17 protein-coding genes are annotated in these 14,799 nt (G+C 74.0%); 6 read left to right on the top strand and 11 right to left on the bottom strand.

Going from position 1 to position 14,799, the window contains the following annotated elements:
• Nucleotides 1–159: 159 nt before the first annotated feature.
• The 3 genes from OG956_RS23410 to OG956_RS23400 are packed head-to-tail and all read right to left on the bottom strand — an operon-like array spanning nucleotide 160 to nucleotide 1,982.
• Complete coding sequence (locus OG956_RS23410; RefSeq protein WP_330339949.1) at nucleotides 160–645, bottom strand: NUDIX hydrolase; 486 nt, start codon at nucleotides 643–645, stop codon at nucleotides 160–162.
• Between the two features lie 9 nt (nucleotides 646–654).
• Nucleotides 655–1,533 (bottom strand): pyridoxamine 5'-phosphate oxidase family protein, encoded by an 879-nt coding sequence (locus OG956_RS23405; RefSeq protein WP_330339948.1) that lies wholly within the window; start codon nucleotides 1,531–1,533, stop codon nucleotides 655–657.
• Nucleotides 1,534–1,535: 2 nt separating this feature from the next.
• Entirely contained in the window at nucleotides 1,536–1,982 is a 447-nt protein-coding gene (locus tag OG956_RS23400; RefSeq protein WP_330339947.1) for a VOC family protein, read from the bottom strand.
• A gap of 108 nt (nucleotides 1,983–2,090) precedes the next feature.
• On the opposite strand from OG956_RS23400, the gene OG956_RS23395 reads away from it, so the two are divergent.
• Nucleotides 2,091–2,633, top strand: coding sequence for a CGNR zinc finger domain-containing protein (locus tag OG956_RS23395; protein WP_330339946.1), 543 nt, complete (start codon nucleotides 2,091–2,093; stop codon nucleotides 2,631–2,633).
• 29 nt (nucleotides 2,634–2,662) lie between these two features.
• Here the strand turns inward: OG956_RS23395 and OG956_RS23390 are convergent, their stop codons facing one another.
• Both OG956_RS23390 and OG956_RS23385 read right to left on the bottom strand, forming a co-directional pair.
• Entirely contained in the window at nucleotides 2,663–3,646 is a 984-nt protein-coding gene (locus tag OG956_RS23390) for a hypothetical protein (RefSeq protein ID WP_330339945.1), read from the bottom strand.
• Nucleotide 3,647: 1 nt separating this feature from the next.
• Complete coding sequence (locus tag OG956_RS23385) at nucleotides 3,648–4,205, bottom strand: RNA polymerase sigma factor (RefSeq protein ID WP_330342927.1); 558 nt, start codon at nucleotides 4,203–4,205, stop codon at nucleotides 3,648–3,650.
• Between the two features lie 332 nt (nucleotides 4,206–4,537).
• On the opposite strand from OG956_RS23385, the gene OG956_RS23380 reads away from it, so the two are divergent.
• On the top strand, nucleotides 4,538–5,557 hold the full coding sequence (locus OG956_RS23380) for an aspartate-semialdehyde dehydrogenase (protein WP_330339944.1): 1,020 nt from the start codon (nucleotides 4,538–4,540) through the stop codon (nucleotides 5,555–5,557).
• Nucleotides 5,558–5,651: 94 nt separating this feature from the next.
• On the opposite strand, the gene OG956_RS23375 is transcribed toward OG956_RS23380, so the two are convergent.
• Nucleotides 5,652–6,122: a DUF1203 domain-containing protein gene (locus OG956_RS23375; RefSeq protein ID WP_330339943.1), complete on the bottom strand. Its 471-nt coding sequence runs from the start codon at nucleotides 6,120–6,122 to the stop codon at nucleotides 5,652–5,654.
• 112 nt (nucleotides 6,123–6,234) lie between these two features.
• Here OG956_RS23375 and pepN point away from each other — a divergent pair, with 112 nt between their 5' ends.
• Nucleotides 6,235–8,811: an aminopeptidase N gene (pepN, locus tag OG956_RS23370; protein ID WP_330339942.1), complete on the top strand. Its 2,577-nt coding sequence runs from the start codon at nucleotides 6,235–6,237 to the stop codon at nucleotides 8,809–8,811.
• 86 nt (nucleotides 8,812–8,897) lie between these two features.
• On the opposite strand, the gene OG956_RS23365 is transcribed toward pepN, so the two are convergent.
• Together OG956_RS23365 and OG956_RS23360 are read right to left on the bottom strand one after the other, a co-directional pair.
• Entirely contained in the window at nucleotides 8,898–9,608 is a 711-nt protein-coding gene (locus OG956_RS23365) for a type 1 glutamine amidotransferase (protein ID WP_330339941.1), read from the bottom strand.
• A 126-nt stretch (nucleotides 9,609–9,734) separates the two neighbouring features.
• Nucleotides 9,735–10,673, bottom strand: a complete 939-nt coding sequence (locus OG956_RS23360; protein WP_330339940.1) for an EamA family transporter — start codon at nucleotides 10,671–10,673, stop codon at nucleotides 9,735–9,737.
• An 80-nt stretch (nucleotides 10,674–10,753) separates the two neighbouring features.
• On the opposite strand from OG956_RS23360, the gene OG956_RS23355 reads away from it, so the two are divergent.
• Nucleotides 10,754–11,260, top strand: a complete 507-nt coding sequence (locus OG956_RS23355; protein WP_330339939.1) for a MarR family winged helix-turn-helix transcriptional regulator — start codon at nucleotides 10,754–10,756, stop codon at nucleotides 11,258–11,260.
• On the opposite strand, the gene OG956_RS23350 is transcribed toward OG956_RS23355, so the two are convergent.
• Nucleotides 11,257–11,466, bottom strand: coding sequence for an aromatic-ring hydroxylase C-terminal domain-containing protein (locus OG956_RS23350; protein WP_443065713.1), 210 nt, complete (start codon nucleotides 11,464–11,466; stop codon nucleotides 11,257–11,259). The genes OG956_RS23355 and OG956_RS23350 overlap by 4 nt on opposite strands.
• Between OG956_RS23350 and OG956_RS23345 the strand changes: the two genes are divergently transcribed.
• Complete coding sequence (locus tag OG956_RS23345) at nucleotides 11,377–11,733, top strand: TetR/AcrR family transcriptional regulator (RefSeq protein ID WP_330339938.1); 357 nt, start codon at nucleotides 11,377–11,379, stop codon at nucleotides 11,731–11,733. The two genes, OG956_RS23350 and OG956_RS23345, sit on opposite strands and share 90 nt — an antisense overlap.
• Before the next feature lie 67 nt (nucleotides 11,734–11,800).
• Here the strand turns inward: OG956_RS23345 and OG956_RS23340 are convergent, their stop codons facing one another.
• Nucleotides 11,801–12,685: a helix-turn-helix domain-containing protein gene (locus tag OG956_RS23340; RefSeq protein ID WP_330339937.1), complete on the bottom strand. Its 885-nt coding sequence runs from the start codon at nucleotides 12,683–12,685 to the stop codon at nucleotides 11,801–11,803.
• Between the two features lie 236 nt (nucleotides 12,686–12,921).
• Here OG956_RS23340 and OG956_RS23335 point away from each other — a divergent pair, with 236 nt between their 5' ends.
• Nucleotides 12,922–14,388: an MFS transporter gene (locus tag OG956_RS23335; protein ID WP_330339936.1), complete on the top strand. Its 1,467-nt coding sequence runs from the start codon at nucleotides 12,922–12,924 to the stop codon at nucleotides 14,386–14,388.
• Between the two features lie 126 nt (nucleotides 14,389–14,514).
• On the opposite strand, the gene OG956_RS23330 is transcribed toward OG956_RS23335, so the two are convergent.
• Nucleotides 14,515–14,799, bottom strand: a complete 285-nt coding sequence (locus OG956_RS23330; protein WP_330339935.1) for a hypothetical protein — start codon at nucleotides 14,797–14,799, stop codon at nucleotides 14,515–14,517.

The following is a 14,799-nucleotide window of genomic DNA, read 5'->3' as shown; positions in this document are numbered from 1 at the left end:
GGGCCGTCGCCTGCGCGAACGCCCCGCTCGCCTTGGATCGTTGGCACCGGGGATGACCTGCGCGTGAACGCGGCGGCAACGCGCAGCGCCGATCACCGTACGTGGATCACCGGGTACCGGCCGCGGTCACGGAGTGGATCGCGCGCGGCCGGGAGACGGTCACTCCCCGTTCACCTCCTGGGGTACGGGAGGGGTCCCGGCGGTGAGGTGGCCGTGCGCGGGGCGCTCCCGCCACAGCCGCAGCGCGGTGTCGACCACGGGCACCCGGTTCAGGCCCGGCACGGCCGAGAGATCCTGCCAGGCGGCGAAATCCGTGGACCCGCCCACCTCGTACCGGAGTTCGCCGCCGACGACCTCTCCTTCGTAGACGAGACGCAGGGCGTGGTGGTCGGTGCGGCGGCCGAAGCGGGCGCCCTGGACGAGCCGGAAGGAGTCGACGCCGAGGAGACCGGTCACCTCGATGCGGTAACCGGTCTCCTCCATGACCTCGCGGCGGACGGTGTCGTACGGGTCCTCGCCGTGCTCCATGCCGCCGCCCGGCAGCACCCACTCGGGGGTTCCGTCGGGCGCGGGTGAGCGGGCCAGGAGGATCTGTTCGTCGCGGACGCACACGGCGTAGGCCGCCACCCTCAAGTTCCGTCGCATGGGCGGACGTTAGCGCGGGACGTCGGGGTTCGCCGGTGAGTATCCGGGCGCCGGCCAGCGCAGCGGCAGGGCGGCCGGGGTCCACAGGGCCTCGGTGAGGGTGAAGCGGACGCTGCGGTCGCCCCCGGCGGTGAACTCGGTGTGCGCCTCCCCGGTGAGCTGCAGGGTGGTGCCGGTGGTCCAGTCGAGGAAGAGCAGTCCCGCGCGGGGGTCGCTGCGCAGATTGCCGAGGGACAGGAACATGGCGTTGCCGGGGTAGTCCGGCCAGGTCAGTTCGCGGGGGGAGGTGACCCGGACGAACCCCGGGTTGCCGCCCCGGTGGCTGGCGTCGGCTCCGCCGGGGTGGACCGTGGCCAGGAAGAAGGTGTCGGACGCGCGGATGAACTCCTCCTGCCCGGTGGTGAGTTCGGTGGTCCGCCGGGGTGTGGCGGGCGTGCGGCCGGCGACCGTCTCGTACGACGCCCTGCGCTGGATGTACTTGGGGCAGTTGGAGAAGACCTGGTCCGCCTCCACCGCGAACCCCCTCGGCGTCGGCCGCAGGCGGCCGTTGACGCGCATACGGCGGCGGGTCCGCGGGTCCAGCGCGATGGTGCCCACGGGCGTGCCGGGGGTCTTCAGCGCGGTGGCGAGCCGTCCGGTGTCCGTGAGCACCGACACCTGACGGGGCCCCGTCGCGCGGACGAAGCCCGGCGGCCCCGTGAGCGCCGACGCCCACACCCGCCCCGTCGCCGGCTCCGCCGCGCCCACCACCAGCAGGGGCTGCGTCTCCAGGAAGGCCGCCGCGACGGGCTTGATGTCCTGGCCGAGGGAGCGGCCCACGTGGGCGGCGCGGTCGCGGACGCCCAGGAGGTCCTGCAGGGCGAGCGAGCCCGCGTGATAGGCGCCCATGACTAGAAGAAGCCGCAGGTCGGGGCGTCCGCGTGGGGGGCCGTGGCGCCGTCGGGGCCGAGCGGGGCGGAGATCTCCAGGCGGATGCCGTCCGGGTCGTGGAAGAAGATCCCGCCCGTGGCGCCGCCCTCGCGGTGGGCGACCACGCCGTCGTGGGCGAAGTCCACTCCGGCGGCCCGCAGCGCGGTCTCGTAGGCGCGGACGCGGTCGATCGAGTCGACCGCGAGGGCGAGGTGGTGCAGTCCGGACCGGCCGCTGTCGTACGACCCCTGCGCCTGCTGCCAGAGGGTGACGAGCGGGGCGCCGCCGGGCTCCCCCAGCATCGCCCAGCGCCGGCCGTCCTCCTTGCCCTCGGCGAGCACGGCGAAGCCGAGGAGGTCGCGGTAGAGGGCGAGGGAGCGGTCGAGGTCGGTGACGTTCAGTCCTGCGTGCGCGAGGTGCGGGGCCATGGTTCTTCCCTTCGGGATACCTAACCGTTGTTCTCGAGAATAGGGGGTTAGAGGCGACAGGGTCAACCGGCGACATACACTTGAGTGGTTAGATCAGAAGGAGTGCCCATGCCCACCAGCCGCGATCCCCGTCCGCTCACCGGTGAGCCGCTCGCGCTCGATCTGCTCAACACCCGCTGGAACCGGGACGGCGTCACCCAGGACCTGCTCGCCGGCACGGAGGGCCTCGCGGTGTGGCTCGCGAGCAACGGGCTGGCCGGGGACCACACGGCCGGCCCCGAGGCGCTGGATCATCTGCGCGAGGCGCGCGCGGCGCTCAAGGCGGCGGTGGACGGGTCGCCGGCCGAGGCGGCGCCGCTCGTGGACGCCGTACTGGAACACGGGCGGATCCGGGCCCGGCTGACCGCGGACGGCCCCGCCGAGGAGCCGGAGTTCGCCGACCCGTCCTGGGGGCCGGCCTGGCTCGCCGCCCGGAACTACCTGGAGCTGATCACCCGGGCGCCGGAGCGGATCCGGAGCTGCGCCGGGGGCGGCTGCATCCTGCACTTCTTCGACACGTCCCGCAACGGCACCCGCCGCTGGTGCTCGATGGCGGCGTGCGGCAACCGCGCGAAGGCCTCACGGCACTACGCACGCTCCAAGGAAGGCTGACGGAAACCGCGGGGCCTTCTGCGAGGAGGTCACGGCTTGCCGGTGGGCGCCTCTCCGGTGCCGGGGCAGGTCGTGTGCCGGGAGGCGGGCAGGGCCTGGATGACCCACGCGCGGTTCACGGCCACGCGGGTGTCTCCGACGGCCCACACGCTCGCGTTGCGCCGACCCGCGCCGACCTGGACGAGGACGTGCTGTCCGGCGCGCGGGGCCGGCCGCGCACCGCCGTCGAGCAGGAAGCTCACCCGGGCGGGTCCGTGCGCGGGCTTGTAGGAGCGGATCACCTTCAGCGTGATCCGGCTCCAGGGCGACTGCCTCCGCGGTTCCACCTTCGCCACGGTGCCCTCCACGACCAGCCGGGAGCAGGCCAGGGCGCGTACCGGGTCGGACGGCCGCCCGTCGTCCCCGGAGACATCGGCCCGGGCATCGCCGGCGCTCTTGTCCGCGCTCTTGGCCGCCGCGGCGGTACCGGAGTCCTCCGAGCCGCCGGAGTGCGTCACCATCCAGCCGAACCCGACGACCAGCGCGAAGGCCCCGGCCCCGGCGAGCGCCCCGAACGCGACCCGCAGCGCCCGGCGAGACCCGGAGGGCCGGCCGGGACGCGGGGGGCGCGGGGGCCGGCGCCCGGCACGCACCGGCCGCGCGCCACCGCGGGGCGCGGACGCCGGCCGGGCGTGCGTCACCGGTTCCCCGGGGCGCAGCGCACCTTCCGCCTGCTCCGCCGGCCCCCTTTCCGGCTCCCCCGGCACGTCTTCCACCGGCTCCCCGGTCAGCGCCTGCGCGATCCGGCTCAGCTGATCCCTCAGCACCGCCACGTCCGCCTCGGCCGCGCGGTGCCGGGCGAGGAAGGCGGGGTCCCGCCGGGCCTCCTCCGGCAGCGGCTCCCCCGTGATCGCGGCCATCAGCGCGTCCATACCGCCGTACTCGCCGCCGCTGCGCGCACCGGGGCCGCCCCCGGCGTCCCCCTCACCGCCCGTGCCCCGCGCGTCGCCCGCGCTTCCCTGCCCGGCGGTCATGTCACACCACCTCGTCCTCGTGCAGGCGGGCGCGCAGGGCGCGGACCGCCGTGTGCAGTCTGCTCTTGACCGTGCCCTCCGGGATGTCCAGTTCCTCGGCGATGTCCCGGACGGGCAGGTCGGCGAAGAAGCGGAGGACGATCACCTGCCGCTGGGCGGCGGGCAGTTCGTCCAGGCCCCGGGCGACGGCGAGGGAGAGCAGGCTGGTCTCCTCCCCGGAGGCGTGCGCGGGCTCGCGCAGCGCGGCCAGCCGCTCCCCCAGCCGCTCCTGGCGCCGCTTGGCCCGGTGCCAGTCCATGGCGAGGTTGGAGGCGACCACCGCCGCCCACGCCGACACGTCCCGCGGCGCCTCCCGCCCGCTCGCGGTCCGCTCCAGCAGCCGCAGCCGTACCTGCTGCACCCCGTCCAACAGGTCCGACTGCGGCACCCCGCCGAGCGCGAGCACCGCCCGCACCCGGCGTTCCTGGGCCGCGTCCAGCGGATCGCCGCCGGTACGGTCCCCGCGGTCCGTACCGGCGGCGTACGCCCCCCGGTCGCGGCGCGCCCCTCCGCGCAGCACAAGCCACCCCCTCACGCGTTCGCCCCTACGACGCGGGAGCGGGCGGAAACGTTCGCACGGGTTTCCGGCGGCCCGCGGAGGCGTACGTCACACCGCAGTGTGCCCGGAAGGCCGTACGGGCAGGGGCGGGACAGCACAGCTTGCGGTCCGGGCGTCCGGCGGAGGGAATTTCTGCAGCTCGGCGGGGCTTGTGGGGGACGTCCGGAACCGTCCGGCGGATGATCGTGTCCCACTCCTCGGGCAGGCGTCGCAAAGAATTGGACAGGTGGACCGGGGTCGGCCGCATCATGGAAAAGCCCCGGTCAGGCACGAGACACAAAGAGGGAGTCGCTGTGAGGGTCGGAATCGTCGGAGCCACCGGTCAGGTCGGCACGGTCATGCGCAGGATCCTCACGGAGCGGAACTTCCCGGTGACCGAGCTGCGCCTGTTCGCCTCGGCGCGCTCGGCCGGCACCGTGCTGGACGGGGTGACGGTGGAGGACGCGGCGACCGCGGACTACACCGGCCTGGACATCGTGCTGTTCTCCGCGGGCGGCTCGACCTCCAAGGCGCTGGCCGAGAAGGTCGCCTCCCAGGGCGCCGTCGTGATCGACAACTCCTCGGCCTGGCGCCGGGACCCCGAGGTGCCCCTGGTGGTCTCCGAGGTGAACCCGCACGCGGTCGCCGACCGCCCCAAGGGCATCATCGCGAACCCGAACTGCACCACGATGGCCGCGATGCCGGTGCTGAAGCCGCTGCACGAGGAGGCGGGCCTCGAGGCGCTGGTCGTCGCCACCTACCAGGCCGTGTCCGGCTCGGGTCTGGCGGGCGTGGCCGAGCTGCACGGCCAGGTGCTGAAGGTGGCCGACGAGGCCGACAAGCTGACCCACGACGGCGCGGCGGTCGACTTCCCCGAGCCGAACGTCTACAAGCGCACCATCGCGTTCAACGTGCTGCCCTTCGCCGGCAACCTCGTCGACGACGGTCTCAACGAGACCGACGAGGAGCAGAAGCTGCGCAACGAGTCCCGCAAGATCCTGGAGATCCCCGGGCTGAAGGTCTCCGGCACCTGCGTGCGCGTGCCCGTCTTCTCCGGCCACTCCCTCCAGGTCAACGCCCGTTTCGCCCGCCCCCTGTCCCCCGAGCGCGCCACCGAGCTGCTCGCGGGCGCGCCGGGCGTGGCCCTCTCCGACATCCCGACCCCGCTGCAGGCGGCCGGCCAGGACCCGTCGTACGTCGGCCGCATCCGCCGCGACGAGACGGTGGACAACGGCCTCGCCCTGTTCATCTCCAACGACAACCTCCGCAAGGGCGCCGCGCTGAACGCGGTCCAGATCGCGGAGCTGGTGGCGGCGGAGCTGTCCGAGAAGTAGAGCACCGCGGCGAGGGGCGGCCACGGTCACGTGGCCGCCCCTCGCCGTTTCCCCGGTCGCCCGCCGACTGGTCCCGGTCGCCCGCGGACAGGACCTAGCCCCGCCGCACCTCGTACAGGAAGCACCCGTACTCCACCGCCCGCACGTGCACCAGCGCCACCTCAGGATCGGCGAAGGCCTCGGCGAGGGCGGAGGGGAAGCCGGTGTCCACGAGGCGGCCGCCCAGGATGCGGCCGTCGGCCGAGTAGCGGCGCAGGGTGCGGTGGGCGTTGGTGAAGGGCAGGCCGGCGCCGGACGGGCCGGGGCAGTCGCCGGCGTGGATGAAGACCGGGCCCTGCTCGTCGTAGGCCCCCGGGTCCGCGCCCGTCTCGGCGGCCCAGCGGCGCAGCGGCGCGTAGGAGACCAGGGCGATCTGTTCGCCGGGCTCGCTGTGGCGCAGGCAGCAGCGCAGCGGGGCGCCGCCCTCCTCGTCGGTGAAGGGGGCCGCGGGGCGGCCGGCGTCGTCGGAGGTGCGCAGTTCCTTCAGGGTGCCCGACGGAATCGGGAGTGCCGTGTAGATCGTCATACCGCCAGCGTCCCGCCCGACCGCCGCGCTGACCGGCGGGAACCGGACATCGCGTTTCCCGCGGGTCCCGTGGAAGGATGACGCAACCGACACATATCGAGGAGATGACCGCGTGCCTGGCACAAACCTGACTCGCGAAGAGGCGCGGCAGCGGGCCGAGCTGCTCACCGTTGACTCGTACGAGATCGAACTCGACCTCTCCGGCGCGCAGGAGGGCGCGACCTACCGGTCCGTGACCACGGTGCGCTTCGACGTGGCCCGGGACGGCGCCGAGTCCTTCATCGACCTGGTCGCGCCGACCGTCCACGAGATCACGCTGAACGGGGACGCGCTGGACCCGGCCGAGGTCTTCAAGGACTCGCGGATCGCCCTGCCGGGGCTGCTTCAGGGGCGCAACGTCCTCCGGGTCGTCGCCGACTGCGCCTACACCAACACCGGTGAGGGCCTGCACAAGTTCGTGGACCCGGTCGACGACCAGGCCTACCTGTACACCCAGTTCGAGGTGCCGGACGCCCGCCGGGTGTTCGCCTCCTTCGAGCAGCCGGACCTGAAGGCCACCTTCCAGTTCACCGTGCGGGCGCCCGAGGGCTGGACCGTCGTCTCCAACTCGCCGACGCCCGAGCCCCAGGACAACGTCTGGGTCTTCGAGCCGACCCCGCGCATCTCGACGTACATCACCGCGCTCATCGTCGGCCCGTACCACAGCGTCCACAGCGTGTACGAGAAGGACGGGCAGAGCGTGCCGCTCGGCATCTACTGCCGGCCCTCGCTGGCCGAGTTCCTGGACGCGGACGCGATCTTCGAGGTGACCCGGCAGGGCTTCGAGTGGTTCCAGGAGAAGTTCGACTACGCCTACCCGTTCCAGAAGTACGACCAGCTGTTCGTGCCCGAGTTCAACGCGGGCGCGATGGAGAACGCCGGCGCGGTCACCATCCGCGACCAGTACGTCTTCCGGTCCAAGGTGACCGACGCGGCGTACGAGGTCCGCGCGGAGACGATCCTGCACGAGCTGGCCCACATGTGGTTCGGCGACCTGGTCACCATGGAGTGGTGGAACGACCTGTGGCTGAACGAGTCGTTCGCCACCTACACCTCCATCGCCTGCCAGGCCGCCGCCCCCGGCTCGCGCTGGCCGCACTCGTGGACCACGTTCGCCAACTCGATGAAGACGTGGGCGTACCGGCAGGACCAGCTGCCCTCCACGCACCCGATCATGGCGGACATCCGCGACCTGGACGACGTGCTCGTCAACTTCGACGGCATCACGTACGCCAAGGGCGCCTCGGTGCTGAAGCAGCTGGTCGCCTACGTCGGCGAGGACGAGTTCTTCAAGGGCGTGCAGGCCTACTTCAAGCGGCACGCGTACGGCAACACCCGCCTGTCCGACCTGCTCGGCGCCCTGGAGGAGACCTCCGGCCGCGACCTGAAGACCTGGTCGAAGAAGTGGCTGGAGACCGCGGGCATCAACGTGCTGCGGCCGGAGATCGCCACGGACGCGGAGGGCGTCGTCACCTCCTTCGCCGTCCGCCAGGAGGCCCCGGCGCTGCCCGCCGGCGCCAAGGGCGAGCCGGTCCTGCGCCCGCACCGCATCGCCATCGGCCTGTACGACCTCGACGGCGACTCGGGCAAGCTGGTGCGGACCGAGCGGATCGAGCTGGACGTCGACGGCGAGCTGACGGCCGTACCGCAGCTCACCGGCAAGCGCCGCCCGGCGGTCGTCCTGCTCAACGACGACGACCTGTCGTACGCGAAGGTCCGCCTGGACGAGGAGTCCCTGAGGGTCGTCACCGAGCACCTCGGCGACTTCACGGAGTCCCTGCCGCGCGCCCTGTGCTGGGCCTCGGCCTGGGACATGACGCGGGACGCCGAGCTGGCCACCCGCGACTACCTCTCCCTCGTCCTGTCCGGCATCGGCAAGGAGTCGGACATCGGCGTGGTGCAGTCGCTGCACCGCCAGGTCAAGCTCGCCATCGACCTGTACGCCGACCCGGCCGCCCGCGAGTCCCTGCTGACCCGCTGGACCGACGCCACGCTCGCGCACCTGCGCGCGGCGGAGCCGGGCAGCGACCACCAGCTGGCCTGGGCCCGCGCCTTCGCGGCCACGGCCCGCACCCCGGAGCAGCTGGACCTGCTGGAGGCGCTGCTGGAGGGCACGCAGACGATCGAGGGCCTGGCCGTCGACACGGAGCTGCGCTGGGCGTTCGTGGAGCGGCTCGCGGCGGTCGGCCGCTACGACGAGGCGGAGATCGCGGCGGAGTACGAGCGGGACAAGACGGCTGCCGGTGAGCGCCACGCGGCGACCGCCCGCGCGGCCCGGCCCACGCCGGAGGCGAAGGCGGAGGCGTGGTCCTCGGTCATCGACTCCGACAAGCTGCCGAACGCCGTGCAGGAGGCGGTGATCGGCGGGTTCGTCCAGACCGACCAGCGCGAGCTGCTGGCGCCGTACGCGGACGCCTACTTCGAGGTCCTCAAGGGCGTCTGGGAGTCGCGTTCCCACGAGATGGCCCAGCAGATCGCCGTCGGCCTGTACCCGGCGATCCAGGTCTCCGAGGCCACCCTCGCCAAGACGGACTCCTGGCTGGCCACGGCCGAGCCGAACGCGGCCCTGCGCCGCCTCGTCTCGGAGTCCCGCGCGGGCATCGAGCGCGCGCTGAAGGCCCAGGCGGCGGACGCGGCGGCGGGCAGGTAAGCCGTACGACCGGCGGGGGCGCCCGGCACCGTGTGCCGGGCGCCCCCGCCCGTCTTTTTCGCGGCCTTTTCGCGGCGTTTTCGCGGCTAGCGGTGGCCCCGTACCAGTGCCGCGAAGCGCAGGGCGACCTCCCGCCACACCCGGGAGGCAGCCGCATCGTCCCGCAGCGCGTCGCGGTGCAGCCGCGCCCGGTCCACTCCGTAGCGCTCCAGCCGGCCTGCGGGCCAGCGCGCGATGCGGTCCGGGCCGGTCTCGGGGTGGAACTGCACCCCCCACGCCGCGTCCCCGACCCGGAAGGCCTGGTAGGGACACCGCTCACTGCGGACCAGCCACCGCGCCCCGGCGGGCAGCCGGACGATGGCGTCGACGTGGTTCTCCACCGCCGTCGGCCGCGTGGGCAGCCCCGCGAAGAGCGGGTCCTGCGCCGCGTCCGGGAGCAGGGTCAGCGCGGTGCTGCCGAACTCCGGTTCGCCGTACTCCGCTTCCACCGTGCCGCCCGCCAGCTGCGCGAGCATCTGTCCCCCGAGGCAGATCCCGAACACGGGCGTGTTCCGGTCCAGGGCCCGGCTCATCAGGGCCCGCGTCGCCGGCAGCCACGGCGCCCGCTCGTCGTCGTCCGGCAGGTACGCGCCGCCCAGCACGATCAGCGCGTCATGCTCCAGCCGGGCCGGCAACGCCTGCGCGTCCCCCCGGACCACCTCGAGCCGGACCCCGCCCTCGGCCAGCCAGTCACCCCACCGCCCGGGCCCTCCGTGCGCGGTGTTCTGCACCACCAGCGCCGTGGCCGCACGTCCCATGGCCCGCCACCGCCCTTCGCCCGCAGCCCACGGCCAAGGTAGTGGACGCCAGGGCGCCGTGGGCCGACGCGATGACGCGCTGCTCCCGACGCTGACCGCCGTCGCCGTCACGACTCGCTCGGGGAGTCATGAGCACCGGCACCGTCGCAGCGCCGGACCGGTCAGGTCCATCGAATCTTTTCGACGGGTCTTTTCAGCGTTCCTGAACGATCCGGGCCCTGCCCCGAGCTGTCCCGTCAGCGTCGCCGCGAACGCCAGCGCCATGCCCGCCGTCTGCACCGGTGTGAGCGCCTGTCCGAGTGCGGCCCAGCCGGTGACGGCCGCGGTCAGCGGGGAGAGCGGGCCGAGGAAGGCGACCTGGGTCGCGGTGAGCCGGCCGATGCCGCGGAACCAGAGCCAGTACGCCACCGCCGTGTTGACCAGGGCGAGATAGAGGTAGCCCGCCGTGGCGCGGCCGTCCAGGGCGGGCGGTGCGCCCTCGGCGAGGAAGGCGACCGGCGCGATGAGCAGGCCGCCCGCGGTGAGCTGCCAGCCGGTGAGTGCCAGCGGGCCGACGCCCTCCGGGCGGCCCCACCGCTTGGTCAGCACGGTGCCGGCCGCCATGGAGGCGGTCGCGGCGACGGCCGCGAGCACGCCCACCGCGTCGAGCGTTCCGCTCCCCCGCAGCACGACGAGACTGACGCCGAACGCGGCGACGACACCGGTGACCAGGGTGCGCGGTGCCGGGCGGTGCCTCAGCAGCAGCGCCGAGAGGCCGACGACGAACAGCGGCTGGACCGAGCCGACCACGGCGGCCATCCCGCCCGGCAGCCGGTACGCCGAGACGAACAGCAGCGGGAAGAAGGCCCCGATGTTCAGCGCCCCCAGCACCGCGGACCGCCACCACCAGCCGCCCCTGGGCGGCACCCGGGTCAGCGCCAGCAGGAGCAGCCCGGCGGGCAGGGCGCGCACCAGCGCCGTGAACAGCGGCCGGTCCGGCGGCAGGAACGTGGTGGTGACGGCGTAGGTGGTGCCCCAGGAAGCCGGGGCGAGCGCGGTGAGGAACACGGTGACGGATCGCTTCACGACCAATTAGCTTAGTGCTAAGCAACTTGTTTGCAAGCCACTTTCTTGCCGTCGATATCCGCGGAGGCGATACTCGGCGCATGAGCGCAGGACAGGATCCGGTCGACGCGATCATCGACCAGTGGGCGGCCGTGCGGCCCGACCTCGACACCAGGGCCATGGAGGTCTTCGGGCGGATCTACCGCCTCTCCCGCCTCATGGGCGACCGCATGGAGAAGGCGTACCAGCCCTACGGCATCTCACGCGGCGAGTTCGACGTGCTCGCCACCCTGCGCCGGGCGGGTGAGCCGTACACCCTCTCGCCGCGCCAGTTGTCGGCCACCCTGATGCTGACCACCGGCGGGATGACCGGCCGGCTGGACAAGCTGGAGAAGGCCGGCCTGCTGCGCCGCTCCCCCGACCCGCACGACCGCCGGGGCCTGAAGGTGACGTTGACCGAGAAGGGGCTCGACGTCATCGACCGGGCGGTCGGCGCCGGCCTGGCGGTGCAGCAGGCGGCCCTGTCCCGCCTCGACGGTGAACAGGCCGGCCAACTGGCCGGCCTGCTGCGGGAGTTGCTCGCGGGAACCCAGGACGCGCCGCACTAGACTCCGACGTGCGCGGTGAGCGCCGTCTCGGTGTCCGCCGCGCCGGCCGCGTCGGCGGCCCAGGCCGCGTATCCGTCGGGGCGGACCAGCGCGGTCGTCCGGCGGTCGCTCGCCCAGTGCGCCACGGTCAGCCGGTCCGCGCGCCCGGGGCCCGCCTCGTACGGCTCCGGGGCGATCAGCACGAACCGGCCGCCGGACAAAGCCACGTCCGGGACGCGGGCGCCACCAACCAGGCCGGGGCCGAGCGGATGCAGGGCATCTTCCGGGACCAGCTGCTGCCGGTGGCCCGTCAGGTGTGCCCGGACCCGGAGCAGGTCCCCACTCGTGCCGCGTTGTGCGCCACGCAGCTGCTCGGGCTGGCCCTGACCCGCTGTGTGCTGCGGCTGCCGCCGGCGCGGGAGCTGACCCGTCCGGAGCTGCTGGCGTGGCTCGGGACGGCCGTGCAGCGGTACCTGACCGCGCCGCACCCCTGAGCGGCGCCGCGGCACAGGGCGGACGCGCCCGCCGGCCGACGGGGACCGCGTCTGCCCGCCGGACCGGTCAGACGCCCAGCGGCTCCGCCGGCTCCCGGCGCGCGTCCGCGCTCTCCAGGCGGAGCATGGCCCGCTCGTCGGGGGTGCCGGGTGCCGCCTGGTAGACCACCATCCGCTGGCCGCCGGTACGGGCGAGTCGCATGACCTCGTAGGTCAGGGTCATGGGGCCGGCCGCCGGATGCCGGAAGCACTTCTGTCCGCCGCCGCGCTCGCACACGTCGTACCGTTCCCACAGCCGCGCGAACTCCGGTGACTTCAGGACGAGTTCGCCGACGAGCGCGGTCAGTTCGGGATCGTCCGGGTCGGCCCCGGCGACCGCCCGCAGATGCGCGACCGAGTGGGCGACGGTCTCCTCCCACGGCTCGTAGAGCGTCCGGCCGACCGGGTGGAGGAAGAGGTAGCGGGTCAGGTTGCGCTGCTCCTCGGGCCAGTCCCAGAGGCCGGGCAGCAGCCGCCGGCCGGGCGGGTTCGCGGCCAGGACGCGGTTGTGCCGGCTGACCACATAGGCGGGCAGCGGGCGCACTGACTCCAGCATGCGCAGCACGGAGTCGCGGACGGTGTGGTCGGAGCAGGCGGGCAGCTCCGAGACCCGGCCGGAAGCCAGCTCGGCGAGTTCGTGCAGGCGTTCGTACGCGTCGCCGCGCAGCCGCAGGGCGCGGCCGAGGGCGTCCACGACGGCGGGGGACGGGTTGGTCTCCCGGCCGCGCTCCAGGCGGATGTAGTAGTCGACGCTCACCCCGGCCAGCGCGGCCAGCTCCTCCCGGCGCAGTCCGGGAGTGCGGCGCACGCCCGCACCGGCCGGCAGACCGACGTCCTCCGGGCGGACCTGGGCCCTGCGGGCCTTCAGGTAGCGGCCCAGTTCGGTGCCCCGTGCGTCCCCTGCGGTCCCCATCCCGCCATTGTGACAGGCGGGGCGGGGGCGTGGGGGGCCGCGTCAGGGCCAGGAACGCGGCACCCCCGGCACAGCGCGGTCTGCCGGACGGCCTTACGGCGGCCCAGAGTTGAGAGCGGGCGGCCCGGCCGCCGGGGCCCAGGGGGTGCACGACACCGGACCGCGGCCCCGGCCGGCTGCCGCCGCGACCACCACCGACCGCGCTCGCCGTCACGGCGTCTCTCAAGGGATTCACCATGCCGATCACCCCGCCCCGGTCCACCGCCTCCGCCCACGGACCCGCCCCCGCGCCGACGGAGCACACGGTCCGGCGACGACGGCGGGTCCGGGCCCGGCCGGCCGCGCCACCCGCCGGTGCCGCCGCCCCGCGCGGGAGCGGCGTCTCGCTGGTCGCGTCGCTGCTCGGGTTCACCGTGATCACCGTCGACGTCTCGGCCGTGAACATCGCCCTGCCCGCGATCCGGAACTCCTTCAGCGGCGGGATGGCCGGCTTGCAGTGGGTGGTGGACGCCTACACGCTGATGTTCGCCGCGCTGATGCTCTCCGCCGGCGCCCTCGCCGACCGCGCCGGCGCCCGCCGCGCGTACGCCTGGGGCGTCGCCCTGTTCACCCTGGCCTCCCTCGGCTGCGCGCTCGCGCCCGGCATCGGCGTACTGGTCACCGCGCGGGTGGCGCAGGGCGGCGCGGCCGCGATCGTGATGCCGGCCTCGCTGGCGCTGATCCGGCAGGCGTACGAGGACGCGCGGGCGCGTGCCCGGGCGATCGCGCTGTGGACGGTGGGCGGCTCGGTGGCGATGGCCGCGGGTCCCGTGCTGGGCGGGCTGCTCACGGACTCGGCCGGCTGGCGGGCCGTGTTCCTGCTCAACCTCCCGGTGGGCGCGGTGATCCTCGGCCTGCTGGTCCGCGTGCCGCGCTCCCCGCGGCGGCCCGCCGCGCTGGACGGCGGCGGCCAGATCACCGCCGTACTGGCCCTCGCGGGGCTGGCCTTCGCGGTGATCGAGGGCGGCCACCTGGGCTGGACCAGCCCGCCCGTGCTGGGGTCCGCCGTGCTCGCCGTCGCCTCGGGGTACGCCTTCCGCGCGGTGGAGTCCCGGCACCGCCGGCCCATGGTCCCGCTGGAGATGCTCACCAAGCGCGAGGTGGCCGTCCCGCTCGCTGTCGGGTTCGCCGTCAACGCCGCCTTCTACGGCGGGATCTTCGTCCTCGGGCTGTACTACCAGCAGCTGCGCGGGATGCCCGGGATCGCGGCCGGGCTGATGTTCGTGCCGATGTCGGCGGTGGTGACGGCGACCAACCTGGTCTCGCCGCGGCTGGCGGAGCGGATCGGGCGGCGGCCGGTGATCGTCGCCGGGCAGCTGGTCTTCGTCCTGGCGATGCTGGCCCTGCTGCCGCTGGCCGCGCACACGCCGGTGTGGCTGGTGCTGGTCCTGCTGCTGCCGCTGAGCGTCGGCGGGGCGCTCGCGGTGCCCGCGCTGACCGCGCTGCTGATGGACGCCGTACCGCGGGAGCGCGCGGGGACCGCGTCGGGGCTGCTGAACTCGTTCCGCCAGACGGGCGGCGCGCTCGCCGTCGCTCTCTTCGGCGGTCTGCTCTCCGGCCCCGGCGGCGGTTTCTCCCTGCCGGGCATGCGCGTCGGACTGCTCGCCGTCGCGGCGCTCCTCCTCGCCACCGCGGCCCTGTGCCGCCTCCTGCCGCGAGGCTGACACCCGTGCACCCCGGTTGAGACGGACGGCACGCGAACGCGCCGAGGGCGCCGGCCTGTCCCGGGTACGGCGTCGCGCGCGTACCGCGGGAGGGCGGGCGCCCCCGGCGGAAGAACTAGTGTCCGGTCAGGCCTTGGCGGCGTCGGAGCCGGACTTCACGCTGATGTTGGACGAGGTGACGTCCTTCTTCTTGTGCGACTTGTCCGTCGCCATGACCAGGCCGGCGATGACGGCGAACAGCGCGAGCGGGATCAGCACGTAGAGGCCCAGCGTCTGGATGACGCTCAGGCCGGGGCCGGGGTCGTCGCCGTCGTCGCGGGTCAGCGCGAGCGCGGGGGACGACATGAGCAGCATCATCAGCGTCGTACCGGCGGCCAGGGCGCCGGCGCGCAGGGCGTTCTTCTTGTCCAC

The organism is Streptomyces sp. NBC_00557 (genome assembly GCF_036345995.1).
GTDB lineage: Bacteria > Actinomycetota > Actinomycetes > Streptomycetales > Streptomycetaceae > Streptomyces.
This window is presented reverse-complemented; position numbering and strand designations above follow the sequence as displayed.